The sequence below is a fragment of the Pseudomonas sp. ZT5P21 genome (genome assembly GCF_054897785.1).
In genome coordinates this window covers 765,437-790,827 of record NZ_CM142705.1, presented here as the reverse complement: position 1 = coordinate 790,827, position 25,391 = coordinate 765,437, and the positions used below count along the sequence as shown (strand labels likewise).

Sequence of the window (25,391 nt, the reverse complement as noted above, 5' to 3'; positions counted from 1 at the left end):
TCTAAACCCCTGCCGCTTTCAAACGCGCCGCATGCTCGACAAACAACCTGATCGGCTCGGCTCCCTTCCCCACCAGTCCCAGCGACTGATTGACGATGTCGAAGTGATCCAGCGGATACTCATCGCCAATCACCGTGCCCAGATGCGAGCTGTAACGCCCGACCATCCCGTCGCAATGCCCGGCTTCGCGCACAAAGGTTTTGGCAAACAGCCGACAACTGCGGTTGGTCCCGTCGAACAGATTGCGCCCACGATCGGTTTTGCCCGGCTGCAACGTGCCGGACCATGAGTAATAGCGCACGCCATTGACCTCTTCCGGCCCGTGCCCGCCCCAGGTTTGCGGCAAGCCCTGTGGATAACGCTGATTGAACAACGTCACTCCCGCCGTCGTCAGCGATTCATGGGAGGCGTGAATATCCACCGGCAGCTTTGGCCCGCGATAGCCGGTTTCCAGCAGGCTCATCAACGCGCCAATGATTCGAAGAAAAAACGCGAGCAGCCGGCCTTTCGCGCTGTCCGCCGGGTAATGTTTGTGCAGGTAATCCGCCAGTTCGGAACCGTGATTGGGACCTGCCACCGACGTGACAGACGCCACGCGATCCGGGCGTTTCGCAGCAGCGTAGCGGGCAGTCAGCGAGCCCTGGCTGTGGCCGATCAGGTTGACCTTCTCGGCGCCGGTTTCCCGCAGGATCTCGTCGATGCGCGTCAGCAATTGTTCCCCGCGCACCTCGGTCGAGTGGAGCGGCGAGACCTGCACCGCAATCACCGTCGCCCCCCCTTGGCGCAACGCCGCCACGATCCCGTACCAGTATGGATAAAGCACCAGACGGATAAACCCGAGCATTCCCGGGACCAGCACCAACGGATAACGCGTGGCAGAACCTTGCGACATGGGCGGACATCCTTGTGATCTGTGAGGTGACGCAAGGCTGAATGCAAAACATCCGCCAAGCATCGTTATCAAAAATGACAACTCGACGACAGTCTATGACATCCACCCTGTTTGAGCCCCGCCACTGCGCCACAATCAACCCGCGATCAGTAAAAACACCCAGGCCATCTAGAACTCCCTGGCCAGCGTCAGCAAACGCTGCTCGGCTTCGGCGCAGGAGATCTCGAAGGTGCGCTCGGCGGACTCTTCGCCCTCGGCGGCGACCACCGTGACATCGGTGATGCCAATAAAACCCAACGCCGTGCGCAGTAGTGTGTCGGCATGGTTCAAGGCTTCGAGTTCCCCCCCGGGCCCGAAACCGAAACCGCCACGGCTGGTGACGATCAGCGCTCTCTTGCCCTGCACCAGCGGCTCGTACTGCGCGACGCCATTGTCCAGCGTGTGATTGAAGGTCAGGCCGAGCCGAACGATCTGATCAATCCACGCCTTGAGGCCGCTGGGCACGCTGAAGTTGTGCATGGGCGTGGAGATCACCAGCAACTCGTGGCCCAGCAATTCACTCACCAGCTCATCGCTGAACGCGAGATCGGCCTGCATCGACAGCGATCGCGCCTCGGGCTCGGGGTAGAACGCGGCCGCCACAAAGGCTTCGTTGACCGGTGGAATTAACGCCCGGCCGACTTCACGACGGGTCAACCGCGAGTGCGGATGGCGCGCCTGCCAGGCGCCAAGAAAAACTTCGGCCAGGCGACGAGAATGGGAACGTTCGCCCCGTGGGCTGGCATGGATGGCAAGAACTCTGTTCATCTGAATCTCCTGAGGACTACACTCGAACGGTTTGTGGTGTGCAGCTTGAGCTCGCCGCCGCCTCGTCTCAAATGAGCAGAAATCAGTCTGGATGAGTTCATTTCACCCATGGAGTGTTAAATGTTTGCCTCGCTGCCGCTGACCGCCCTGCGCGCCTTCGAGTCTGCCTCTCGCCTGTCGAGCTTCAAGGCCGCCGCCGAAGAACTGTCCGTAACGCCAACGGCGGTTTCCCATCAGATTCGTTCGCTGGAAAGCTGGCTAGGCGTGCCGCTGTTTGAGCGACTGCCACGGCAGGTTCGCCTGACCGAATGCGGTGAGCGTCTTTTTCGCAGCTTGCACGGCGCTTTTCTGGAAGTGGCCCAGAGCGTTGACACCTTGCGCCCGCAACGCAGCGGCGCGAGCCTGACGATCTCCACCACCGCCGCATTTGCCGCGTTGTGGCTGGTGCCTCGGCTCGGGCGCTTCTACGCCCGGCATCCGAACATCAGCCTGCGCCTGGACGCCCATTGCGAAGTGATCGATTTGCATCAGGACGCCAGCGTCGACCTTGCGGTGCGCTATAGCCTCGATAACTATCCAAACCTTTATGGGCTGTGCCTCTTCGATGAATCGTTCGGCGTTTATGGCTCGCCCGAGCAGGTTGCCCTCGCGTCCAATCGCACGCCGACGCTGATCAGCGTGCGCTGGCATAACTCGAAGCTGTACGCCCATGGCTGGGAAGCGTGGTGCGTGCAGTCCGGCGAAACCTGGCTGACAGGGCAACCGGCAGTCCGGGAATACGATGAGGAGCATTACGCACTGCAAGCCGCCATCGCCGGGCAAGGCCTGGTGCTGGCGAGCAATATTCTGGTGTCGGAAAGTGTGGCCAGCGGTTTGCTGGTGGCTTACCGGAGTGAAGTTCAGGTGAATGGCGCCGGCTACAGCGCACTTTGCGTACCGGGTCGTGAACGCCATCCGCCCGTGCGTGCATTCTTTTCCTGGCTAAAGGAAGAAGCAGCGTTGTCCGCGAAGGCGTCTTCATAGACGCCGAAGATTCATTGTGTGGGTTTAACGGTCACTGGCGCCTTGCCCGCCTTCATCTGCTGCAGCAACGGCGCACACTGATTCGGCTCACCCCCACTCGGTGCAATCAGCGCCAGCAACCCCGCCGCGGGCGCAGCGATCACACCCAGCGCGACCATCCCCGCACCGCGCAGGATCAGCGGAACGGCTTTCACGCCGGCATCCGGCTTGATGAACTTGCCCCGCACGTACAGCGGCGAACGTAACGAAATCAGGCGCCAGCCTTTGGATTCCGGTGTAACCGTCAGATCCAGCTGCTCGGTCGCCATGTTCGCCGTGCCATCGATGTAGATGATCGCGTTCTCGGTATCGAAAACGAACAGCCGTGTGGTCGCAAGGCCCGTCTTGATGTCGAAGTCGGCCGCCGCGCAATTGATCTTCACTTCCTTGTCACCAAAGATCTTGCCGACCACATAGTTGCCGACGTTGAGTCCGGCCAGTTCCATCAACTCGCGACTGATCGCGCCGTCGTTGATCAGCATCTTCAGGTTGCCATTGGCAGTGCCCAGCAGCCTGGCCACCGAGTTGCCGCGACCGCTGATCTCGGCGTCGCCATTGAGCTCGCCGAAACTGGTCTTCATCGGTTCAAAGGTCGGAAACAATTGCTTGAGTTTGAACCCGCGCGCGGTGAGTCTGGCACTGCCTTCCAACGGCTCGGTGCGACCATTCAGGCGAATCTGCGCCTCCAGCTTGCCACCGGCCACGCCGAAGCGCAGGGGTTCGAGGCTGAGCACGCCATCGGTCAACACCAAGTGGGTATAAAGGTCATTGAACGGCAGTTTTTCACTGTGGACGATGCGTTTGCCGGTGAATTCAACATCCGCATCCATGTCGCGCCAGCGTTCGGTCTTGAACTCTTCGACGGGCAGCACCTTGTCCGTCGGCTGCTTGCTTTCACCGCCACGGGCCTTTTGCTTGACGTTGGAGTCGGCGCCGATCAAGGGTGCAAGGTCAGAAAACAACAGTTGATCGGAGATCAGCGAACCGCTGAGTGTAGGTCGTGGCTGGCTGGCGACGTAGGCCAGGCTGCCATGAATGTCGCTCTCGCCGATCTTGCCGTTGAACGCGTCATAACGGAACACTGCACCGCCCGCCTCTTGCAGCTTGGCGATCAAATGGCCGTCGGTGGCGTAAGGCGGTGTATCCGGCAGGGTCACGCCGGTCAGCGGATAGAGATGGCCGAGGCTGCTGCCGGCCAGCTTCAGCCGCAGGTCCAACGCGCCGAGGTTGAGCGGGTCGGTCAGCGTGCCTGCCAGCTCGACACTGGTGTCAGCGATCTTCAACTGGGCCTGAAGCGGAAACGGTCGAGCCGAATCCTGCAAGGCCAACAGGCCGCCGATCTTGCCTTCGCCATTGAGTTTCTGGCCGTGGTACTGGCCTTTGACCTTCAGCGCGAACGCGTAATCCTGGGGCGCGGCACCCTTCTCCTGCGCACTGTTCGCCGCTTTCTCGCCAACGATATCGCTGAATGGAATCGGTTTGCCCAGTGGGTCGATGATCAGGTCGAGCTGCGTTTTCAGGCTCTGGTCGTCAAGGGTGACGTGGCCCTTGTCGAAGCCGATTGCGCCGATGTCCACCACCCAGTCAGAAGGTTCGGCGTTCGGGTCTTTAGGGTCGAACCTGAACGTCCAGTTCGCGCGGCCATCGGCCAGACGCTGGAGGTCTGCCGTTGGCTCGGTCAAGTCAATGCGCGGGATCGTCACGCGTTGAGCTAACAAGGCCAGCGGCGAGATGCGCAGTTCGACGCGTTTGAGCGTGACCATCTGCGGCTGCTTCGACCAATCCGGATTGCCGAGGCTCAGGTCCTCTGCCACCACATGCGGCCACGGTACCCACGCCCGCCAACCGCCCTCGTCGGGCTCGCGCTGCCAGATCACTGCGAGGTTGCCGTTGATGGCAAACGGTCGATGCAGTTCTTCGGAGACTTTGTTGTTAAGGGTCGGTTTGATCCGGTTCCAATCGAAGAACGCGATGATCAGAACCAGCATCGCCAGCAGAACAACCAGGCTGGCAAAGGTCCAGGTCAAGATCTTGGGGGTGCGCATCATTGCACAGGGCTCCTGAATACGACTGAGCGTCCTGACTGCGACGCACGTGTGAAACGTTAGGCCAGAACCGGCCGGCCATGAAAGCTAGGACTGGGAAACGGCGCGCAGGTTTAACCGAAATGCGCTTAACGCTCAAGTAATCGCTCAGGGTCACCCTGCTCTCGCAATCCGGCGTTACCGACCCCGCACTTTTGCGCGGCACAAGTGGGTCGAAATCACCCACTTCAGTGCGAAAACGTTCGCCGGGAAGGCCCGTTTTAGAGCCTCCGCACGGAACAATCAATTCCGTTGATTATTACCATTGCGTTTATGAACTTTTATATCGACTTATCGAGAGTAGCATTGCCCTCGTACCCACTTTAAAGCCCTCCTACGGAGCACCCAATCATGAAACGCCAATTGCTGCTAAGCCTTACCCTCTCAATGCTGGCCAGCACCGCTTTCGCTTTGCCCGCTGCTGATCAGGCAACCCCGCAAGTCAAATCGAGCCACTCGGTGTTCAGCCAGACTGTTGCCGAAGGTGGTAATGATCGCCTGAAAGAAAAAGGCCTGATCACTCAGGATGGCTCGGACCGTACCCCACAAGGTCAAACCCTAGCGGCTGACGGTTCCGATCGCACTCCTCAAGGTCAAACCCTGGCCGCTGACGGTTCCGATCGCACCCCACAAGGTCAAACCCTGGCCGCTGACGGTTCCGATCGCACTCCTCAAGGTCAAACGCTGGCCGCTGACGGTTCCGATCGCACTCCTCAAGGTCAAACGCTGGCCGCTGACGGTTCCGATCGCACTCCTCAAGGTCAAACCCTCGCTGAAGGTGGAGGTGACCGCGTGATCGAACGCAACAGCGCTTTGAGCTAAGCCCATGGCGGCTCTGAAAAAAAGCCCAATCCACGGATTGGGCTTTTGACTTTATAGAAGCAGCACTTCCCCGCTTGATCCCTCTTAATACTCGTTCGACGCCGGCAAAGCCGATTTGCTAGAGTGCGCCGCAGTCTTGTCCAGAAAAACACCCTTGCGATGCTGCCCCGCGCCGAACAGAAACAACAAACCCGTAACGCCCTGATGGACGCTGCTCGCCATTTGATGGAATGCGGCCGAGGATTCGGCAGCCTGAGCCTGCGCGAAGTGGCGAAAACCGCCGGCATCGTGCCCACCGGTTTCTACCGGCATTTTGCCGATATGGATGAACTGGGTCTGGTGCTGGTGAGTGAAGTCGGTCAGACCTTCCGTGAAACCATCCGCCTGGTGCGCCACAACGAGTTCGTGATGGGCGGCATCATCGATGCCTCGGTGCGGATCTTTCTCGACGTGGTGTCGGCCAATCGTTCGCAATTCCTGTTTCTCGCCCGCGAGCAGTATGGCGGTTCGCTGCAGGTGCGTCTGGCCATCGGGCGGTTGCGCGAAGACATCACCTCGGACCTGGCGGCCGACTTGTCGTTGATGCCCAAACTGCAACATCTGGACATCGCCGGTCTAAGCGTGATTGCCGATCTCATCGTTAAAAGCGTGTTTGCCACCTTGCCCGACATTATTGATCCACCGGCAGAAGCATTGCCCGATCATCTGACGCCGCAGGCGAAGATCACTCAGCAGCTACGCTTTATCTTTATCGGCCTCAAACACTGGCAGGGTCTTGGTAGCACCGAATAACCCTGTGGGAGCGGCGGTGCGACTCCACGGGAAATCTTCGCTGCATCAACTTGGTGCGCACGACAAAGTCTCGCACCAACTTCACTCAAAACCCCACACGCCACCTCACCTCGCCCTACGCTTCGGACAGGCATTTCCTACACTTCCCACGATTGGCAAGCCCCTTGCTCTAGCCTCAGCAATGTCCATTGCTGGAAGCCTTCCGATGCTGGTGATTCATCGCAGAATCGACCCTCAACCCGTCTGGGCCGCTGAATTGCACCTGACCTTCGAAGCCCGGAGCAAAAGCCGCTTGCGCTGTTTCAGTGCCGCGGGAGAAGACGTCGGGTTGTTTTTGGAGCGCGGTCAGCCGCCGTTGTATGACGGCGAATGCCTTGAAGCAGACGACGGTCGCATCGTCCGCGTGTACGCCCGCCCCGAACAACTGCTGCACGTCTCCTGCGCCAACGCTTTTGAACTGACCCGTGCGGCGTATCACCTCGGCAATCGCCACGTTGCCCTGCAAGTCGGTGATGGCTGGTTGCGCCTGCTCGATGATTACGTGCTCAAGGCCATGCTCGAACAACTCGGCGCCACCACCGAAAGTATCGAAGCGCCGTTCCAGCCGGAGCACGGCGCTTATGGCGGTGGTCATCACCATTCGCGGCATGGCGACGAGGACTTCAACTACCCGCCGAAACTGCACCAGTTCGGCGTACGTTTATGAACCCGGCCTGGGCGCTGCTGCGCCTGGCCAGTCCGCAATTGCCGATTGGCGGCTACAGCTATTCCCAGGGGCTGGAAATGGCGGTGGATAACAGCCGGGTGAACGATTCCGAGAGCGCCCGGCGCTGGATCAGCGATCAATTGCTGCTGAACCTGGCGCGCTTTGAAGCGCCGCTGCTACTCGCCCATTGCACAGCTGCCGCCGAAGAAAACTGGGCCGGGTTGCTGCAACGCTGCGAAGAACATCGCGCCAGCCGGGAAACTCGCGAGTTGCATCAGGAAAGCCGGCAGATGGGTTACTCCTTGCAGCAACTGCTCGACGGTTTGCCGGAACTCGATGCACCGGCCCGCACCTTTCTCGAACAACGTCCCGAACCGCACCTGGCACTTGGCTGGGCGCTGGCCGCGCGCGCCTGGCGCATCAGTCCGCAGGACGCGTTGGCCGCCTGGCTCTGGAGCTGGATGGAAAACCAATTGGCGGTGCTGATGAAAACCCTGCCCCTGGGCCAGCAAGCCGCGCAACGCCTGACCAGCGAACTGCTGCCGTTGCTGCAGGAAGCCCAACAGAACGCTACTCGAATCAACCCCGAACACTATGGCAGCGCCGCTTTCGGCCTGTCCCTGGCGTGCATGGCCCATGAGCGCCAGTACAGCCGTCTGTTCCGTTCCTAGGGTCTGTTATTTTGGAGAATCACATGAACACACAACCTCTGCGCGTTGGCATCGGCGGCCCGGTCGGTTCCGGCAAAACCGCCCTGACTTTGGCTTTGTGCCTGGCGCTGCGCGACCGCTACAACCTGGCCGTTGTGACCAATGATATCTACACCCGCGAAGACGCTGATTTTCTGGTGCGCAACGAAGCCCTGGCGCCGGAGCGGATCATCGGCGTGGAAACCGGCGGCTGCCCGCACACGGCGATTCGCGAAGACGCCTCGATCAACCTCGAAGCCGTGGACCAACTGAACCGCCGCTTTCCGGGGCTGGACCTGATCCTGGTGGAGTCAGGTGGCGACAATCTGTCTGCCACGTTCAGCCCGGAACTGTCGGACCTTACGATCTACGTGATCGACGTCTCTGCCGGCGACAAGCTGCCGCGCAAGGGCGGGCCGGGGATCTGCAAATCCGACCTGCTGGTGATCAACAAGGTCGACCTCGCGCCGCTCGTAGGCGCGTCGCTGGAGATGATGGACAGCGACACCCAGCGCATGCGCAACGGCAAACCTTTTGTCTTCAGCAACCAGAAAACCGGGCTGGGCCTGGAAGAAATCATCGCGTTCATCGAGCGCCAGGGCCTGCTGACTGCAGCCTGATACCGACCAACGTTTATCAACAAGGAAGCTTATCCATGACACTTGAACGCATTCTGGGCGCCATGGCCCTACTGCTGACCCCGGCCATCGCCTTCGCCCATCCTGGTCACGGCGACAACGGTTTGATTGCCGGCATCAGCCACCCGATTGGCGGCCTGGACCACTTGCTGGCGATGCTAGCCGTCGGTTTGTGGGCGGCGCAGCAAAAAGGCACCGCACGCTGGGCGCTGCCGTGCACGTTTGTCGGCACCCTGTTGATCGGTGGACTGCTGGGTTTTGAGGGGCTGAACCTACCGGCGCTGGAAAGCGGAATTGCGGCGTCAGTGCTGGCGCTGGGCCTGGCGGTGGCACTGGCGGTGCGTCCGCCGTTGAGCATGGCGGTGGGCGCGACCGCGTTATTTGCGCTGTTCCATGGTGTGGCGCATGGGCTGGAATTGCCGGAAATGTCGAGTCCGTGGGCGTATGCCGCAGGGTTTGTGGCGGCGACGGCGACATTGCACGCGGCGGGTTATGCGGTGGTTCGTGTGGTGCCACAAGCGGCGCCTTTGGTTCGTTTGGCGGGTGCGGCTTCTGCGGCGACCGGGGTTTGGTTGTTGGCGGGTTGATTTGGTATTGCTTGTGATGGCCTCTTCGCGAGCAAGCCCGCTCCCACAGGTGTACGCGTTCCAATGTGGGAGCGGGCTTGCTCGCGAAGGCGGACTCACAGACACCGTAACTCTCAGGCCTGATAACATGTCGCGCAATCAAACCTGCCGTGACGACGCCAGCCCATGCCACCTGTTTCCCGCTCCGCTTCCCAACCTGAATTGACCGCTCTGTTCGCTTCGGTGCAACAGCATTTCCAGGACGTAATCGTGCCCCTCTGGCAAGGTCCCGGCTGGAATGCCGAGTTGGCGCTGCCCTACGAGGCGCTGGACGCCGGGTGTCAACCCTTGCCACCTCAACGCTACCGGGCCATGGCCTGCGCGCGGCAGCTGTATCTGTTTGCCAGCCTCATCGGCCAGATGCCTGGCGCCGAAGAGCGTGCCGCGGCGTTGTTCCGCTCGTTGCAGCAGCATTTCCATGACGCCGAACACGGTGGCTGGTTCTACAGCATCGATCCGCAGGGTGCTGTGCTGGACCAGCGCAAAGATCTTTACACCCACGCCTTCATTCTCTTCGCCTGCGCCCATTACTGGGACAAGGTTCGCGAGCCGCTGGTGGAGTCGGTGCTCAATGCCGTGCTTGAAGTGGTTGCGCAGCGTTTTGCCACGGGCGACGGCCTGTACGAAGCCAGCCTCGAACGTGACTGGTCGTCGTTAAACACCGGGCCACTGCAAAACCCACTGATGCACCTGGCCGAAGCGTTCCTCGCCACGCTGTCGGTACGCAAAGACGCCGCTGTGCAGGACGCGCTCGTTGCGTTATGCACAGCGATGCAGAAGCGCTTTATCGATCCGCAGCACGGTGTGCTGATGGAAAAACCGCTCGGCGCTGTGGATAACTGGTTCGAACCGGGGCATCAGTTCGAGTGGTATTTCCTGCTGGAATCTTCACCGTTGTTGCGCGGTTCGGCACTGCACGCCTCTCTGGACCGCGCCTTTGCATTCACCGAGCATTTGGGTGTCGATCAACCGAGTGGCGCCGTGCGGGCCATGCTCACGCTAGACGGGCAATCGAAGGATGGCACCCAACGCATCTGGGCTCAGGCTGAATACCTGCGCGCGTTGACGCTACGTCCCGGCAGCGAGACATCGGTGTTGCGCCAGTTGCAGGCGCTGCAACTGCGCTCTCTGCATGCGCACGGCTGGTACGAGTGTCGCGATGAGAATGGTGAAGTGAGCCGCCGGGATATGCCTTCGACCACCCCTTATCATTTGGCGACCTGCTATCGCGGGCTCGCCGACTATCTCGACTAATACCTCTGTGGCGAGGGAGCTTGCTCCCGCTGGACTGCGCAGCAGTCCCCTTTTTCTGGCAAAAGTGGGGCCGCTTCGCGGCCCAGCGGGAGCAAGCTCCCTCGCCACAATTACGCCTTGCCACCATTACGCTCAATCGCAAACCCGCTCCACGTCTGGCTCACCGGCATCAGCTCGAGGCTGTTGATGTTGATGTGTGCCGGTGCATTGAGTACCCAGAAAATGGTGTCGGCGATGTCTTGCGGCTGGATCGGCTCGGCACCGGCGTAGGTCGCGTTGTACCGCTCCTGATCACCGGCAAAGCGCACCAGCGAGAACTCGCTCTCGCACAGACCCGGCTCGATGTTGCTGACACGCACGCCCGTGCCTTGAAGGTCGCAGCGCAGGTTCAGAGAGAACTGTTTGACGAACGCCTTGCTCGCGCCGTACACATGGCTGCCCGGGTACGGATAGTTACCGGCGATGGATCCGAGGTTGACGATGCTGGCGCCACGGCCGTGGGCAATCAGGCGCGGCAACAGCAGACGAGTGCTGTACATCAAGCCTTTGATGTTGGTGTCGACCATGGTGTCCCAATCATCAAGGTTGCACTTCGGTGCAGGGTCGACACCGAGCGCCAGACCAGCATTGTTGATCAGCCCGCGCAGCTTGGCGAAAGAGGGTGGCAGGTTGGCAATCGCCTCCTCCATGGCCTTGCGATCACGTACGTCAAGCACAAGGCCATGAACCTCGGTCTGTTTCGACAACTCGGCGCACAGAGCATTGAGGCGTTCTTCACGACGGCCCGTCAGCACCAGTTTCCAGCCAGCCTCGGCAAAGCGACGGGCACAGGCTTCACCAAAACCGGCAGTTGCGCCGGTAATAAACAGGGTGTTGGACATCGTGTTCTCCTTGCTTTGGCCGACCGGCAGCCATTGGAATAGAAAGTCAGCTGGCAGCATGCCCGGCCTTTTCGACAGCGGCAACCACCACTAAAGCTGTACAAAAAACGATCAGCACCGGCGACGCTATATCCCCCGTGGCCTGCAGCCATGTACGCGCACGTTATCCACAGGCCGTTCCACAGTTTCCGGGGGCAAGTGAAAAAGCTGAAAGCCGCTGAGCACACGGCTTTGCGGGCAGATTACAAAGTTTTTTGCTTGACCCTGCAGTGTTCACTGTGTAGCCCATGGCATTTTGCACGATTGACTCGACAAATCAGCGATGGCGCCAAGCCAGTAACCACGGCCCTCAGCCGAGTCTTTCCAGAGTTTAACCACAGACTTATCCACAGGAACTACCCCTCCGTTTAAGACTGATTTCGCGACCAATAAAAAGATTGACAAAGCTGAGCTTCGGCTCAGTAAGCGCCCCTGATCAAAAAACAACCACACCTCTGCAAGCCACGTATCTAAAGGCCCCCAGCCAGCTACTCCCACGTTATTCACAGCCAGCTCCACAGTAAACGGGGACAAGTCAAAACCGTGACAAAACAACAATTTGCAGCGGCTTTATGTCGCGCTTTGAGAGCTTGGCAAATTTGTTTTCCACAATTCACCGAAAGCACACCCCAGTCACCTGTGGGAGCGAGCTTGCTCGCGATAGCGGTGGGTCAGTCACCTCAATGCTGACTGTGCCGTCGCTTTCGCGAGCAAGCTCGCTCCCACAGGGATTGGAGGTGTTTGGAGGCGTAAAAAAGCCCCGGCGATTGCTCGTCGGGGCTTTGGATATTTCAACAGGACTCAGTGCCCGCCGAGATAAGCGTTGCGCACCTCCTCGTTCACCAGCAACTCCTTGCCGGTGCCACTGAGGCGTATCTCGCCGTTGACCATTACGTAAGCCCGGTCCGACAGCTTGAGCGCATGGTTGGCGTTTTGCTCGACCAGGAAAATGGTCATGCCGGTCTTGGCGAGCTCCCGCAGGGTGGCAAAGATCTGTTTCACCACGATCGGCGCCAGGCCCAGACTCGGCTCGTCGAGCAGCAGGAGCTTGGGCCGGCTCATCAGCGCACGGGCGATGGCGAGCATTTGCTGCTCACCACCGGACATGGTCATGGCGCGCTGGGTGCGCCGCTCTTCGAGCCGCGGAAACAGTTCGAACATGCGTTGCATGTCTTCCTTGGCGTATTTGTCGCCGATCGGAATAGTGCCCATCAGCAGGTTTTCCTCGACGGTCATGTCGGGGAATACGCGTCGGCCTTCCGGCGATTGTGCGATACCGTTGGAGGCGATGTAGTGCGACGACTTATGGGTAATGTCCACACCCTGATAAATGATCTGCCCATCTGCCGCCCTTGGCTGACCGAAGATCGACATCAACAGGGTCGACTTGCCGGCACCGTTGGAACCGATCAGGCTGACCGTTTCACCTTCGTTGATGTGCAGCGAGACGTTCTTCAGGGCCTGGATCGGTCCATAGAACACGTCAAGTTCCTTGAGTTCGAGGATGGGTTGGGTCATACCACCTCCTCTTCATCGGCGCCCAGGTAGGCCGCAATCACTTTCGGGTCATTGCGAATCGCATCGGGCCCGCCCTCGGCGATGACGATGCCGTGGTCCAGCACCACGATGTGATCGGAAATGCTCATAACCATGCCCATGTCGTGTTCGATTAGCACCACGGTCAGATCGTGCTCGTCGCGCAGCAGCCGGATCATCGCGCTCAGCGCTTCGGTTTCCTGAGGGTTGAGGCCGGCGGCCGGCTCGTCGAGGCAGATGATCTGCGGCCGGGTGCACATGGCCCGGGCGATTTCCAGACGGCGTTGCTGACCGTAGGACAGTTCGCCCGCCAGACGGTTGGCGCAGTCCACCAGGTCCACCACTTCCAGCCAGTAGAAAGCGTGGTCCAGCGCATCGCTTTCGGCCTTGCGGTAACCCTTGGTGTTGAGGATGCCGGCCAACATGCTGCGGTTGACCCACATGTGTTGGGCCACCAGCAGGTTTTCCAGCACCGACATTTCCTTGAACAGGCGAATGTTCTGGAAGGTCCGCGCCAGGCCGGCACGGTTCACCAGGTGAGTACCGCCGAACATCTTGTAATGGAGCCGGCTGAGGAAGTTTTTCGGCGATACGAAATCGGTTGCCTTAAACGGTTCACCCAGCATTTTGATGACATCGGTCCGCTCGCCACGCACGTTGAGTTCGATCTTGCCGCCCGAGGCCTTGTAGAACCCGGTAAGGCAGTTGAACACGGTGGTCTTGCCGGCGCCGTTGGGACCGATCAGGGCGAAGATCGAGTTGCGCTTGACCTTCAGACTGACATCGTTCAACGCCTTGATGCCGCCGAAGTGCATCATCAGCTTCTCGACCGAGAGTACGACTTCGCTCATGGCGCTACTCCTTTACGCGGGGTCACACCGGTACGGCTGATCCGAATCAGGCCGCGCGGTCGCCAGATCATCATCAACACCATCAGGATGCCGAACAGCAGCACGCGATATTCCGCGAAGCCACGCAGCAACTCCGGGGCCACGGTCAGCACGAAGGCTGCGATGACCACGCCGATGGTCGAGCCCATGCCGCCGAGTACGACAATGGCGAGGATCAGGGCCGATTCAAAGAAGGTGAACGAGGTCGGGTTGACGAACCCTTGATAAGTGGCGAAGAACACGCCCGCGAGACCGGCCGTCGATGCACCGATGGTGAACGCCGAAAGCTTGACCAGCACGTGGTTGAGCCCCATGGAACGGCAGGCGATTTCATCTTCACGCAAGGCTTCCCAAGCGCGACCGACCGGCATGCGGGTCAGGCGGTGCTTGATGTGCAACACGGCCAATACCACCAGGAACAACACCGCGTAGATGAAGTAGTACTTCACGTCCGGGTTGTAGGCGATGCCAAAGAACTCATGGAATGGCACCCCGCCCTCTTTCGCCCTTTTGCCGAATTCGATGCCGAAGAAGGTGGGCAACGGCGCAGCCATGCCGTTCGGGCCACCGGTCAGGGTCAGCCAGTTATTGAGAATCAAACGGATGATTTCACCGAAGCCCAGGGTCACGATCGCCAGGTAGTCGCCGTGCAGACGCAACACCGGGAAACCAAGGATGCAACCGGCCAGCCCCGCTGTGATCGCCGCCAGTGGCAGCACCGTCCAGAAACCCAGCCCGAGGTATTGATAACCCAGCGCGAGCCCATAGGCACCGATGGCGTAGAACGCCACGTAACCGAGGTCGAGCAGGCCGGCCAGACCGACCACGATGTTCAGGCCCAGACCCAGCAGCACGTAGATCAACCCGAGGATGACCACGCCCAGCAAGTACGAGTTGGAGAAAAACGGGAACACCACGGCGATGACGATCACCAGGGGGATGATCCAGCGCAACCGGGTTTTATAATCAGGCGGCAGAACATGCACCCCGGAGCCGGTGCTCTCAAAGCCGTCAAGAATTTTCAGGCCTTTGGGTGTTTGCAGAAACAGGCTCAATGCAAAGCGGCCAGCCATGACGATGGCAACAATCCACGCCACGCGGGTCGTTTCCAGATTGAAGCCGTAGCCGTCGAGGACTACGCCAACAATCGGGCCAAACACAATGAGGGCGACCAGACCGGCAAGAATCGCGTCAACCAGGCTTCTTTTGAAATCAATGGTTTTTTTAGTGGTTGAAGACATCGCTTACACCTTCGACACAAGAGGACGGCCGAGCAGGCCTTGGGGCCGAAAGACCAGAACGAGAACGAGCAGCGAGAAGCTGAAAACGTCTTTGTAGTCCGAATTGACCAGGCCGGAGAACAGCGACTCGGAAATCCCGAGAATGATCCCGCCGAGCATCGCGCCAGGCAGCGAGCCGATGCCACCGAGTACCGCGGCGGTGAATGCCTTGATCCCGATGATGAAACCGGCATAGAAGTCGAACGTGCCGTAGTTCATGGTGATCAGCACACCGGCCAGGGCGGCCATGGCAGCACCAATGATGAACACGTAGGAAATCACCCGATCGGTGTTGATCCCCAGAATCGAGGCCATCTTGCGATCTTGCTGGGTTGCGCGACACATGCGGCCGAGCTTGGTGTACTTGATGACATAGGTCAGCAGGGCCATCCCGGCAAACGCTGCGACCAGAATAAAGACTTTGGTGTAAGTCAGTTGCACAAACCCTGTGCCGACTTCGACGCGCCAGGCACCCGTCAGCAAGGTTGGAACGCCTTGTTGCTTCGCGCCCTGGGCGATCTGTGCATAGTTTTGCAGGATCAGCGAAATACCGATGGCGCTGATCAGCGGTGCCAGTCGGGTGGAGTTACGCAGAGGTTTGTATGCGACACGCTCGATGACCCAACCGTACACTGCCGTGACCACGATGGTGAAAATCAGGGTGCCAAGCATCAACAGAGGGAAGGATTCAATACCGAAGTATGCCAGCAGAGCCAGACTGATTGCCGCGAGGTAAGCGGAAATCATGTAAACCTCGCCATGGGCGAAGTTGATCATGCCGATGATGCCATAGACCATTGTGTAGCCGATGGCGATCAGGCCATAGACCGACCCGAGGGTCAGGCCGTTGACCAGTTGCTGCAGGAAAATACCATCCATAACGCAATCTCACGCATTTGAGAGACTGCACATAAGCCAGGTGCGACGGACCGGGGTTCAGCCACCCGCGCAACACGGTCGTGTGCAGCTCTACGAGAAAAGACAGACGAGCCATGACTGATTTCAGTCTGCTGAAGGTGAACACGCTGTGGCGAGGGGATTAACCCCCTCACCACAGGGCAGATCAGCAGCTCATATCACTTCTGTTTTTCCAGTTGGTGGTATTTGCCATCCTTGTCCCACTGGTACACAACGTAGTCGGAAACTTTCAGGTCGCCCTTGGAATCCCAGGCCTTGTCGCCCATCACGGTTTTGACCGTGTTGGCTTTCAGCCATTTGGCAGCTTCTTCGCCCTTGTTGGACTTGGCGCCATTGAACGCAGCGGCCAGGGTCTGAACCGAAGCGTAGGCGTACAGGGTGTAGCCTTCAGGCTCGGTACCGGCTTTACGGAACGCGTCTACCACGGTCTTGCTGTCTGGCAGCATGCGCGGGTCAGCGCCGAAGGTCATCAGCACGCCATCAACGAATTGCGGGCCGCCAGCGGTGGTCACCAGTTCGTCGGTCACAATGCCGTCATCGGACATGAACTTGACGTCTTTCAGGCCTTGCTCACGCAGTTGACGAACCAGAGGACCGGCTTCCGGATGCAGACCGCCGAAGTAGACGACATCGGCGCCGGCGCCGCGGATTTTGGTGACGATAGTGCTGAAGTCTTTCTCGCCACGGGTCAGGCCTTCATACAGCACCGGCTTCACGCCGCGTTTTTCCAGTTGGGCCTTGGTGGCATCTGCCAGGCCTTGGCCGTAGGTGTCCTTGTCGTGCAACACCACAACCTTCTTGCCCTTGAGCACGTCGACGATATAGTCACCGGCCACTATGCCTTGCTGGTCGTCACGCCCGCACATACGGAACATGGCACTCAGGCCGCGCTCGGTAACCGCAGGGTTGGTGGAACCCGGAGTGATCGCGATGATGCCCGCTTCGTCGTAGATCTCCGAAGCCGGGATGGTCGACGACGAGCAGAAGTGACCGACCACGCCCGCCACTTTCTGGTTGGTCAGGTCCTTGGCGACCGTCACAGCCTGTTTCGGTTCGCAGGCGTCATCGCCCTTGACCAGTACGATCTTTTCCCCGTTCACGCCGCCCGCTGCGTTGACCGCATCGGCCGCTGCCTGTGCACCCTTCATGTACTGCTCGCCAAATGCTGCGTTGGCGCCTGTCATCGGACCCGCCACACCGATTTTTACGTCAGCCTGTGCAAACGCAGAAACACCCAGCGCAGCTGCCACTGCGAGGGCCAGAAAGCCTTTTTTGTAAAACGTCTGGGACATGAGGTGGTGCTCCAAGGTTTTTTTTAGTTGGCACTTCGACTTCTCTGAAAGCTCAGAGCAAGGGCCGTGCCATCGGTTTTTTATTCTGAAAAAAGTCGCTGCTTTATTGTTATTTCGACTGTTTTGATCCCATTTTCATTGGGCGTGCAACCGTCTAAACCGCGGAAGGTGAAACCGTTTAATTGCATAGGCGCAACCCGCACGCGCCATCATTGCAACCGCGGCGCCAAACGACGTGCAACCAGCCTGTAACAACGTGCGTCACCGAAGTGCACACTGCCGGTGCGGGACTGCTACAACTCGCACCATTACAGGCTAGTCGCTGCGCCGAAAAGCGCCGCTTTTAGCAACAAATTTCAACAATCAAATAACGATGCGCAGGCACTGGCCTGCGTGATACAGCGAAAAACCGGCCTCATACAGACAGCTGCGAAGTCCCACCCCGGTCAGCGGTTGCATGGGGGCGAAGGGAATAGGCAGTGCCTGAGGATTTCCATTGCACAAATAATCGGCAAACGCTTTGCCGACCACCGTGCCCGTCGTCACACCCCGGCCGTTGTAGCCGGTGACCGCCACCAGACCCGGCGCCGGTTCGAACAAGCGCATCAAATGATCGGGGGTGAAGGCGATGCAACCGGTCCAGGTGCATTCCCATTCCACCGCTTTGAGGTACGGAAAATAGTGCTGTTGAACCCGATCGGCCCAAGCCTTGAGGAACCAGGTCGGCTTCTGGTTGCCATTACCCAGACTGCCAAGCAACAAGCGACCGTCTTTGTCGCGACGAATGCTGCTGAGTACCTGGCGTGTGTCCCAGGAACCCTGGCCACCGGGAAGGATTTGCTGTGCGGCATCTTCAGTCAGCGGCACCGAAGCCACCTGATAGTAATAACCGGGGAAGAAGTTACGCCGAAGCTCCGTCCAGTCGCCTTCGGTGTAGGCATTGGAAGCGATGACCACCTGCTCGGCGAGCACCGAACCTTGCGCGGTTTGCACCGACCAGCGTTGGCCCTGACGCTCGAGTCGCGTCACGGGAGAATGATCGAACAGCTGGCCGCCGAAGCCGATGGCTGCTTTGGCCAGCCCTGTGGTGTAAGCCATCGGGTTGATCGTGCCCGCGCGCCGATCCAGCAACGCGGCAGCGATTTTCTGGGTGCCGGTTGCCTGCTCGCAGGCTTGACCCGTTAGCAACTCGACCGGTGCACCGCGGCGTTTCCATTGCTCTTCACGACTGCGCAAGTCCGCTTCGCCACGGGCGTTGTGCGCCATGTGCAGCGTGCCTTCGCGGCGTAGCTGACAATCGATCTTGTATTTGTCCACAAGGCTGAACACCAGCGAAGGCGCCGCCCCCAGCATGCGATTGAGCTGACTGCCTACCGCTACGCCGAATCCGGCTTCGATTTCATCCGGTGGAATCCACATGCCGGCATTGACCAGCCCAACGTTGCGCCCCGAACCGCCATGACCGGCGCGATGGGCTTCCAGCACACACACCGTTTTGCCCTGCTCCAGCAAATGCACCGCCGCCGACAGCCCGGTGAAACCGGCACCGATGACGCAGACATCGACCGTGACCTCGCCCTTGAGGGCCGCATTGTCAGGTCTTTGCGGCGTCAGTTTTTCCCACAGACACTCTTCGCGTAACGGCATTGCCAGACTCCAACAGAAACCTAACCAACCCACACAAATCAGTGTGGGAGCGGGCTTGCTCGCGAAAGCGGTGTGTCATCCACCATTAATGTCGGCTGACAGATTGCATTCGCGAGTAAGCCCGCTCCCACAGGGGATTTCGTTCGACTCAAGTCTCAGTCGAACGTAATCCCCTGCGCCAACGGCAACTCCAGCGAATAGTTCACGGTATTGGTCTGGCGACGCATGTACCCGCGCCATGCATCGGAGCCCGACTCTCGACCACCGCCCGTTTCTTTCTCGCCACCGAACGCACCGCCGATTTCCGCGCCGCTCGGGCCGATGTTGACGTTGGCGATGCCGCAGTCGCTGCCTACCGCCGACATGAACTGCTCGGCTTCACGCACGTCGGTGGTGAAGATGCACGAGGACAGGCCTTGTGGCACGGCGTTGTTCAGGCGCAGGGCCTCCTCGAAGTCCTTGTAACCGACCACGTACAGGATCGGCGCAAAGGTTTCGTCGCGGACCACATCACTTTGCTCCGGCATTTCGACGATGGCCGGCGAGACGTAGTAAGCGTTCGGGTATTTGTCTTCCAATTGACGCTTGCCGCCGAAGACCCGGCCGCCCTCGCTCAAGGCCTGTTCCAGCGCGTCCTGCATGTTGTCGAAGCTGTGTTTGTCGATCAGCGGGCCGATCAGGTTGCCTTCCAGCGGATTGCCGATACGCACTTTCGAGTAAGCGGCCTTCAGGCGGCTAACGATTTCTTCTTTCACCGATTCGTGAGCGATCAGGCGACGCAGAGTAGTGCAACGCTGACCGGCGGTGCCGACGGCGCTGAACAGAATGGCGCGAACCGCCATGTCCAGATCAGCGCTTGGACCGAGGATCATCGCGTTGTTGCCACCCAGTTCCAGAATGCTGCGCGCAAAACGTGCGGCGATTTTTGGTGCCACTTCGCGGCCCATCCGGGTGCTGCCGGTAGCGCTGATCAGCGCGACACGCGGGTCGTCGACCAGCGCTTCCCCGGCGTCGCGGCCACCGATGATCACTTGGCTCAGGTGCGGTGGTGCGTCGCTGAAGTTTTTCAGGACGCGATCGAACAGCGCCTGGCAGGCCAGTGCGGTCAGCGGGGTTTTCTCCGACGGTTTCCAGATCACCGGGTTACCGCAGACCAGCGCCAGCGTAGTGTTCCACGCCCAGACCGCCACCGGAAAGTTGAACGCGCTGATCACACCGACGATGCCCAACGGGTGCCAGGTTTCGCGCATGTGGTGACCAGGGCGCTCGGAGGCGATGGTCAAACCATACAGCTGACGGGACAGGCCGACGGCGAAATCGCAGATGTCGATCATTTCCTGAACTTCACCCAGGCCTTCCTGAGTGATCTTGCCCGCTTCCCAGGACACCAGCTCGCCGAGATCGACCTTGTATTCGCGCAGAATGTCGCCCAGTTGACGCACCAGCTCGCCACGTCGCGGGGCCGGGACCTTGCGCCACAATTCGAACGCATGATCTGCGCGACTGATGTGCTGCTCGACTTCAGCGGCGCCTTCCCAGTTCACGGAGGCAATCTTGCTGCCATCGATCGGCGAATGCACCGGCACTTTGCCGTTCTGGTACAGGGCCGGGTTTACACCAAGACGATCAAGCAATGCGGCAACCATGGGTCACTCCTCAAACAAATAACAGAATACGTGCAGCCGGAAATCACGACTGATCAGACCTGTAGTTTTAGCTCGCCGGAGGTTACCCAACAAACGACCTTTAAGAGAGATATCATTCCGTTTATTCATGCTGCGAATTGCTGGTCAGTAAGAAACAAGAAAAAGGACAACCCATGCTGAATAAACGTTACCTGCCGTCGATCACCGCGCTGCAGTGTTTCGAGGCCGTGACCCGGCATTTGAGCTTCACACGGGCCGCCGAAGAGCTGAACCTGACACAGAGCGCGGTCAGCAAACAGGTCGCGCAACTGGAAGAGTTGTTGCAGCACCTGCTGTTCCGCCGGGTGCGTCGACGCCTGCAAATGACCCCGGCCGGTGATTTGTACCTGGTCGAAGTACGAAAAATCCTCACGCAAGTCGAGATGTCGACCCATTACCTGCGTTCCTACGGCGGGGAAACCGAAGTCCTGCGCGTCTCCACCCCTCCGACCTTCGGCGCCCGCTGGCTGGTGCCCCGCTTGAAAGGTTGGCGCCTGCGTCATCCGTCGATCCATCTGGACCTGTGCAGCGAGCAGGAAGCCGACGATCTGCTGCAAGGTCGCAGCGATCTGGCGTTCTATTTCGGCCAGGGTTCACGGCCCCGCACCGAATGCCTGAAGCTGTTCGGCGAAGAGCTTGTTCCCGTGTGTGCACCGGGCAGCCTGCCGGCCACACCGTTCACCGATCCAACCCAACTCACCGACCTGGTCCTGCTGCAAAACGCCTCCCGGCCGCAGGCCTGGCACGACTGGTTCGACAGTCAGGGTTACCACACCGAACACAGCTATCACGGCCCGCGTTTCGAGACCTTTTACATGTGCATTCGCGCCGCACAGGTCGGCTGCGGCGTGGCGCTGTTGCCACGGTTTCTGGTGGAAGAGGAATTGGCCGACGGCAAACTGGTCATTCCCTGGCAGCATGCGATGGCCAGTTCCGACGCGTATTACCTGGCCTACCCGGAGCATTCGGCGGAAGTGCCCAAGGTGCGGGATTTTGTGAAATGGATGCTGGAGCAGATCGATAGCCCGGATGCAGCACCGGTTTAGGATTTCACCCAAGCCCGCTCCCACAATGATCTGCAGCGATCTAAAAATCGCTGGCAATGACCACTACCGATATGCGCCACTGTCCGTATTCAATGTGGAGAACCCCGCTATGAGCGAGAGCGTGTTTGCCGATCGCATCGTGCAGAACCTGCTCGACACCGACTTCTACAAACTGACGATGATGCAGGCGGTGCTGCACAACTACCCGAACGTGGAAGTCGAATGGGAGTTTCGTTGCCGGAACAGTGAAGATCTGCGCCCGTACCTGGCGGAAATCCGCTTCCAGATCGAGCGCCTGGCCGAGTTGAGCCTGAGCGCTGACCAGTTGAGCTTCATGGAGCGCATCAGTTTCATGAAGCCGGATTTTCTGCGCTTTCTCGGGTTGTTCCGCTTCAACCTGCGCTACGTCCACACCGGTATCGAAAACGGTGAGCTGTTTATCCGTCTGCGCGGGCCGTGGTTGCATGTGATCCTGTTTGAAGTGCCACTGCTGTCCATTGTCAGCGAAGTGCGCAACCGCTATCGATACCGGGACATCGTTCTGGAGCAGGCGCGTGAGCAGCTCTATCGCAAGTTCGACTGGCTGACCGCCCACGCCAGCAGCGACGAATTGTCCGAATTGCAGGTAGCCGATTTCGGCACCCGTCGTCGCTTTTCCTACCGCGTGCAGGAAGAAGTGGTGAACGTGCTCAAGCACGATTTCCCCGGACGTTTCGTCGGCACCAGCAACGTGCATCTGTCCCGGGAACTCGACATGAAACCGCTGGGCACCATGGCCCACGAGTGGATCATGGCGCACCAGCAACTCGGCCCGCGGCTGATCGACAGCCAGATTGCCGCCCTCGATTGCTGGGTCCGCGAATACCGCGGCCTGTTGGGGATCGCCCTGACCGACTGCATCACCACCGATGCTTTCCTCAATGATTTCGACCTGTACTTTGCCAAGCTCTTCGACGGCCTGCGCCACGACTCCGGAGATCCGGTGATTTGGGCGGAGAAGGCCATCGCCCACTACCATAAGCTGGGCATCGACCCGATGAGCAAGACCCTGGTGTTCTCCGACAGTCTGACGCTGCCCAAGTCGCTGGAAATATTTCGTGCATTACGCGGTCGGATCAATGTCAGCTTCGGCATTGGCACCAACCTGACGTGCGATATTCCAGGTGTTGAACCGATGAGCATCGTGCTTAAAATGGCAGCCTGCAATGGCCAGCCGGTGGCAAAAATCTCCGACGAGCCTGGCAAGACTCACTGCAAAGATCCGAATTTCGTCGCCTACTTGCGACACGTTTTCAAAGTTCCTGCCGCCCTTTCCAGCACACCAAGCAAGGAGTGAATTCATGCAAGCCGTACAGCGTGAGATTGCTGAGCAGCTCAAGGTTCAACCGCCATTCGCCGACAAGGCCGCTCTCGAAGCGGAAATCGCCCGGCGCGTTACCTTCATCCAGGATTGCCTGGTCAATTCCGGGCTCAAAACCCTGGTGCTTGGCATCAGCGGCGGGGTTGATTCCCTGACCGCCGGCCTGCTGGCCCAGCGCGCCATGCGTGAACTGCGCACGCGCACCGGTGATGACAACTACAAGTTCATCGCCGTGCGCCTGCCGTACGAAACCCAGTTCGATGAACACGACGCCCAGGCTTCGGTGGATTTCATCGCCCCGGACGAGCGCCACACCGTGAACATCGGCCCGGCAGTCAAAGCCCTGGCCAATGAGGTGGCAGCCTTTGAAGGCCAGCACGCTGTTTCGGTGGATTTCGTCCTCGGCAACACCAAGGCGCGGATGCGCATGGTCGCCCAGTACACCATCGCCGGCGCGGCTCATGGCCTGGTGATCGGCACCGACCACGCAGCGGAAGCGGTGATGGGTTTCTTTACCAAGTTCGGTGACGGCGCCTGCGACCTGGCACCGTTGAGCGGCCTGGTGAAAAATCAGGTTCGAGCCATCGCCCGCCATTTCGGCGCACCGGAATCGCTGGTGGAAAAAATCCCGACTGCCGACCTCGAAGACCTGTCGCCAGGCAAACCTGACGAAGCGTCCCACGGCGTGACCTATGCCGAGATCGATGCGTTTCTGCACGGCGAGCCGGTGCGTGAAGAAGCGTTCAAGATCATTTGCGATACGTACAAAAAGACCCATCACAAGCGGGTGATGCCGTTTGCGCCTTGATTCGTGAATGAATGAAAAAGCCCGCTGAAGCGTTGATCTTCAGCGGGCTTTTCTTTGGCGTAAGCATTTATCGATGCTGAGGGCCCTTCGCGAGCAAGCCGGCTCCCACAGGTTGACCGCGTTGTCTGACTAAACGCGATCTACTGTGGGAGCGGGCTTGCTCCGGGCGGCGTTCCGACGAAGAACGATGACGCGGTTAACCTTCTTACTTCAGCGTAACCGTGCCTTTCATCATCGAAATGTGGCCCGGGAACGAGCAGAAGAAACCGTATTTTTCGCCAGCAGCCAGCTTCGCCACATCGAAAGTCACCGAATCGGTTTCCTTGGCGCCGATGATTTTGGTGTGAGCGATCACGCGCGCATCACCTTCTTTCAGGTAGCTCTTGTCGATACCGGCCGCCAGGCCATCGGTGGCGATCGGCTGCATGTCAGCCTCTTTGCTCAGCACCCAGTTATGGCCCATGACGTTTTTCGGCAGATTGCCGGAGTGGGTCAGTTCAACGGTGAAGGTTTTGCAGCTTTTGTCGATTTCGATGGCCTTGGTGCTGAAGGACATCTGGTCAGTGGAGTCGATGGTCGTCTTGCACTCGGCAGCCATCAGTTGACTGCTGGCCAGTGTCAGCAGGGATACCGCAACAAGTTTGGCAAACATGGTGAATCTCCAAGGCAGGGTTAACAAAAGTGCGAATGGACAGAAGACTGCCTGAAAACTTCGCAAGTTCCTATGACCTGAATCAAAAATTGTATACAACTTTCGAGCTATGACACCTATCGAAACAATCTACCAGCCAGATGTCTAGGGCGGCCTTATCATCAGCTCCTCATCACCTGGCCGGAGCGTCTGTCATGACCATTAACAGCTTTTTGTGCAGTTTGCTTGCCGCTTACGCCTGTGGCGCCTGTGGCACCTGTGAGATGCCGCAGCGAGAAGTTTAGACCTTGGAGCACCGCGCCTCTGCCATTACTCTGTGGCCATCCTGACCCTGGAGTAAGGCATGTCTTTAGCATCCGTTTGTGTATTTTGCGGTGCCAGCACCGGCACCAATCCGGCTTATCGTGAAGCGGCTGTCGCCCTCGGGCAAGCATTGGCCGCGCGCAAGCTGACCCTGGTCTATGGCGGCGGTGCCGTTGGGCTGATGGGAATCGTGGCCGATGCCGCGCTGGCCGCCGGCGGTGAAGTGATCGGGATCATCCCGCAAAGTCTCAAAGACAAGGAAATCGGCCACAGCGGCCTGACTCGCCTGGAAGTGGTCGACGGCATGCATGCGCGCAAGGCGCGGATGGCCGAGCTCAGCGATGCCTTTATCGCGCTGCCCGGTGGCCTGGGCACCCTGGAAGAACTGTTCGAAGTTTGGACCTGGGGCCAGCTCGGCTACCACGGCAAACCGCTGGGACTGCTGGAAGTGAACGGTTTCTACAGCAAATTGACCGGTTTTCTTGATCATATCGTCGGCGAAGGCTTCGTTCGCGAAGCACACCGTGACATGCTGCAAGTGAGCGAATCGCCGCAAACCCTGCTCGATGCCCTGGATGCCTGGCAGCCGACCGTGCTGCCAAAGTGGACAGAGCAAAAACCCAGCTAACGGCTCGGCACCGATACAGGGCAGAATATGCGCCGCTCAACCTCACCTTCGACC

At 59.3% G+C, this 25,391-nt stretch carries 24 protein-coding genes; 12 read left to right on the top strand and 12 right to left on the bottom strand.

Annotated features, from left to right (window positions below):
* Nucleotide 1: 1 nt before the first annotated feature.
* Together ACYZT9_RS03585 and ACYZT9_RS03580 are read right to left on the bottom strand one after the other, a co-directional pair.
* The gene (locus tag ACYZT9_RS03585; protein ID WP_462008600.1) at nt 2-892 is read right to left on the bottom strand and encodes an alpha/beta fold hydrolase; all 891 of its coding nucleotides are present in this window, start codon (nt 890-892) and stop codon (nt 2-4) included.
* A 168-nt stretch (nt 893-1,060) separates the two neighbouring features.
* Nucleotides 1,061-1,699 (bottom strand): FMN-dependent NADH-azoreductase, encoded by a 639-nt coding sequence (locus ACYZT9_RS03580; RefSeq protein ID WP_462008599.1) that lies wholly within the window; start codon nt 1,697-1,699, stop codon nt 1,061-1,063.
* Nucleotides 1,700-1,819: 120 nt separating this feature from the next.
* Here ACYZT9_RS03580 and ACYZT9_RS03575 point away from each other — a divergent pair, with 120 nt between their 5' ends.
* Entirely contained in the window at nt 1,820-2,722 is a 903-nt protein-coding gene (locus tag ACYZT9_RS03575; protein ID WP_462008598.1) for a LysR substrate-binding domain-containing protein, read from the top strand.
* A gap of 11 nt (nt 2,723-2,733) precedes the next feature.
* Here ACYZT9_RS03575 and ACYZT9_RS03570 read toward each other — a convergent pair whose 3' ends face one another.
* Nucleotides 2,734-4,809: an AsmA family protein gene (locus ACYZT9_RS03570; protein ID WP_462008597.1), complete on the bottom strand. Its 2,076-nt coding sequence runs from the start codon at nt 4,807-4,809 to the stop codon at nt 2,734-2,736.
* Nucleotides 4,810-5,196: 387 nt separating this feature from the next.
* Between ACYZT9_RS03570 and ACYZT9_RS03565 the strand changes: the two genes are divergently transcribed.
* From ACYZT9_RS03565 to ACYZT9_RS03535, 7 genes are all read left to right on the top strand, one after another.
* Nucleotides 5,197-5,667, top strand: a complete 471-nt coding sequence (locus tag ACYZT9_RS03565) for a hypothetical protein (protein WP_150763622.1) — start codon at nt 5,197-5,199, stop codon at nt 5,665-5,667.
* 159 nt (nt 5,668-5,826) lie between these two features.
* Nucleotides 5,827-6,459 (top strand): TetR family transcriptional regulator, encoded by a 633-nt coding sequence (locus ACYZT9_RS03560; protein WP_462010147.1) that lies wholly within the window; start codon nt 5,827-5,829, stop codon nt 6,457-6,459.
* A gap of 205 nt (nt 6,460-6,664) precedes the next feature.
* A complete protein-coding gene (gene ureE, locus ACYZT9_RS03555) occupies nt 6,665-7,165 on the top strand; it encodes an urease accessory protein UreE (RefSeq protein ID WP_462008596.1) in 501 nt (166 codons plus the stop codon).
* Nucleotides 7,162-7,836 carry an urease accessory protein UreF gene (locus ACYZT9_RS03550; RefSeq protein WP_462008595.1) on the top strand — a complete coding sequence of 225 codons (675 nt, stop codon included), beginning with the start codon at nt 7,162-7,164 and terminating at the stop codon, nt 7,834-7,836. Before ureE ends, ACYZT9_RS03550 begins: the two co-directional genes overlap by 4 nt.
* Nucleotides 7,837-7,859: 23 nt before the next feature.
* The gene (gene ureG / locus ACYZT9_RS03545; RefSeq protein ID WP_059405780.1) at nt 7,860-8,474 is read left to right on the top strand and encodes an urease accessory protein UreG; all 615 of its coding nucleotides are present in this window, start codon (nt 7,860-7,862) and stop codon (nt 8,472-8,474) included.
* Between the two features lie 35 nt (nt 8,475-8,509).
* Nucleotides 8,510-9,079 (top strand): HupE/UreJ family protein, encoded by a 570-nt coding sequence (locus tag ACYZT9_RS03540; protein WP_462008594.1) that lies wholly within the window; start codon nt 8,510-8,512, stop codon nt 9,077-9,079.
* A gap of 165 nt (nt 9,080-9,244) precedes the next feature.
* Nucleotides 9,245-10,372, top strand: a complete 1,128-nt coding sequence (locus tag ACYZT9_RS03535) for an AGE family epimerase/isomerase (protein WP_462008593.1) — start codon at nt 9,245-9,247, stop codon at nt 10,370-10,372.
* Nucleotides 10,373-10,482: 110 nt separating this feature from the next.
* Here the strand turns inward: ACYZT9_RS03535 and ACYZT9_RS03530 are convergent, their stop codons facing one another.
* From ACYZT9_RS03530 to amaB, 8 genes are all read right to left on the bottom strand, one after another.
* On the bottom strand, nt 10,483-11,253 hold the full coding sequence (locus tag ACYZT9_RS03530; RefSeq protein ID WP_462008592.1) for an SDR family oxidoreductase: 771 nt from the start codon (nt 11,251-11,253) through the stop codon (nt 10,483-10,485).
* Between the two features lie 840 nt (nt 11,254-12,093).
* Complete coding sequence (locus ACYZT9_RS03525) at nt 12,094-12,810, bottom strand: ABC transporter ATP-binding protein (RefSeq protein WP_462008591.1); 717 nt, start codon at nt 12,808-12,810, stop codon at nt 12,094-12,096.
* Nucleotides 12,807-13,679 carry an ABC transporter ATP-binding protein gene (locus ACYZT9_RS03520; protein ID WP_462008590.1) on the bottom strand — a complete coding sequence of 291 codons (873 nt, stop codon included), beginning with the start codon at nt 13,677-13,679 and terminating at the stop codon, nt 12,807-12,809. The genes ACYZT9_RS03525 and ACYZT9_RS03520 overlap by 4 nt, the downstream gene beginning before the upstream one ends.
* Nucleotides 13,676-14,959 carry a high-affinity branched-chain amino acid ABC transporter permease LivM gene (gene livM, locus ACYZT9_RS03515; RefSeq protein WP_462008589.1) on the bottom strand — a complete coding sequence of 428 codons (1,284 nt, stop codon included), beginning with the start codon at nt 14,957-14,959 and terminating at the stop codon, nt 13,676-13,678. Before livM ends, ACYZT9_RS03520 begins: the two co-directional genes overlap by 4 nt.
* A gap of 3 nt (nt 14,960-14,962) precedes the next feature.
* Nucleotides 14,963-15,877, bottom strand: coding sequence for an ABC transporter permease subunit (locus ACYZT9_RS03510; RefSeq protein ID WP_135843448.1), 915 nt, complete (start codon nt 15,875-15,877; stop codon nt 14,963-14,965).
* A 197-nt stretch (nt 15,878-16,074) separates the two neighbouring features.
* Nucleotides 16,075-17,208 carry a branched-chain amino acid ABC transporter substrate-binding protein gene (locus ACYZT9_RS03505; RefSeq protein WP_462008588.1) on the bottom strand — a complete coding sequence of 378 codons (1,134 nt, stop codon included), beginning with the start codon at nt 17,206-17,208 and terminating at the stop codon, nt 16,075-16,077.
* 363 nt (nt 17,209-17,571) lie between these two features.
* The gene (amaA, locus tag ACYZT9_RS03500) at nt 17,572-18,855 is read right to left on the bottom strand and encodes an L-pipecolate oxidase (RefSeq protein WP_462008587.1); all 1,284 of its coding nucleotides are present in this window, start codon (nt 18,853-18,855) and stop codon (nt 17,572-17,574) included.
* Between the two features lie 155 nt (nt 18,856-19,010).
* On the bottom strand, nt 19,011-20,501 hold the full coding sequence (gene amaB / locus ACYZT9_RS03495) for an L-piperidine-6-carboxylate dehydrogenase (protein ID WP_462008586.1): 1,491 nt from the start codon (nt 20,499-20,501) through the stop codon (nt 19,011-19,013).
* Between the two features lie 173 nt (nt 20,502-20,674).
* Here amaB and ACYZT9_RS03490 point away from each other — a divergent pair, with 173 nt between their 5' ends.
* The 3 genes from ACYZT9_RS03490 to nadE all read left to right on the top strand — a co-directional run bounded on the left by ACYZT9_RS03490 (nt 20,675) and on the right by nadE (nt 23,754).
* Entirely contained in the window at nt 20,675-21,586 is a 912-nt protein-coding gene (locus ACYZT9_RS03490; RefSeq protein WP_462008585.1) for a LysR family transcriptional regulator, read from the top strand.
* A gap of 109 nt (nt 21,587-21,695) precedes the next feature.
* Nucleotides 21,696-22,922, top strand: coding sequence for a nicotinate phosphoribosyltransferase (gene pncB, locus ACYZT9_RS03485; protein ID WP_462008584.1), 1,227 nt, complete (start codon nt 21,696-21,698; stop codon nt 22,920-22,922).
* 4 nt (nt 22,923-22,926) lie between these two features.
* Complete coding sequence (nadE, locus tag ACYZT9_RS03480; protein ID WP_462008583.1) at nt 22,927-23,754, top strand: ammonia-dependent NAD(+) synthetase; 828 nt, start codon at nt 22,927-22,929, stop codon at nt 23,752-23,754.
* A 205-nt stretch (nt 23,755-23,959) separates the two neighbouring features.
* On the opposite strand, the gene azu is transcribed toward nadE, so the two are convergent.
* Nucleotides 23,960-24,406, bottom strand: coding sequence for an azurin (azu, locus tag ACYZT9_RS03475; RefSeq protein ID WP_462008582.1), 447 nt, complete (start codon nt 24,404-24,406; stop codon nt 23,960-23,962).
* Nucleotides 24,407-24,749: 343 nt separating this feature from the next.
* On the opposite strand from azu, the gene ACYZT9_RS03470 reads away from it, so the two are divergent.
* Nucleotides 24,750-25,337, top strand: a complete 588-nt coding sequence (locus ACYZT9_RS03470; protein ID WP_462008581.1) for an LOG family protein — start codon at nt 24,750-24,752, stop codon at nt 25,335-25,337.
* The last annotated feature ends 54 nt before the right edge of the window (nt 25,338-25,391 follow it).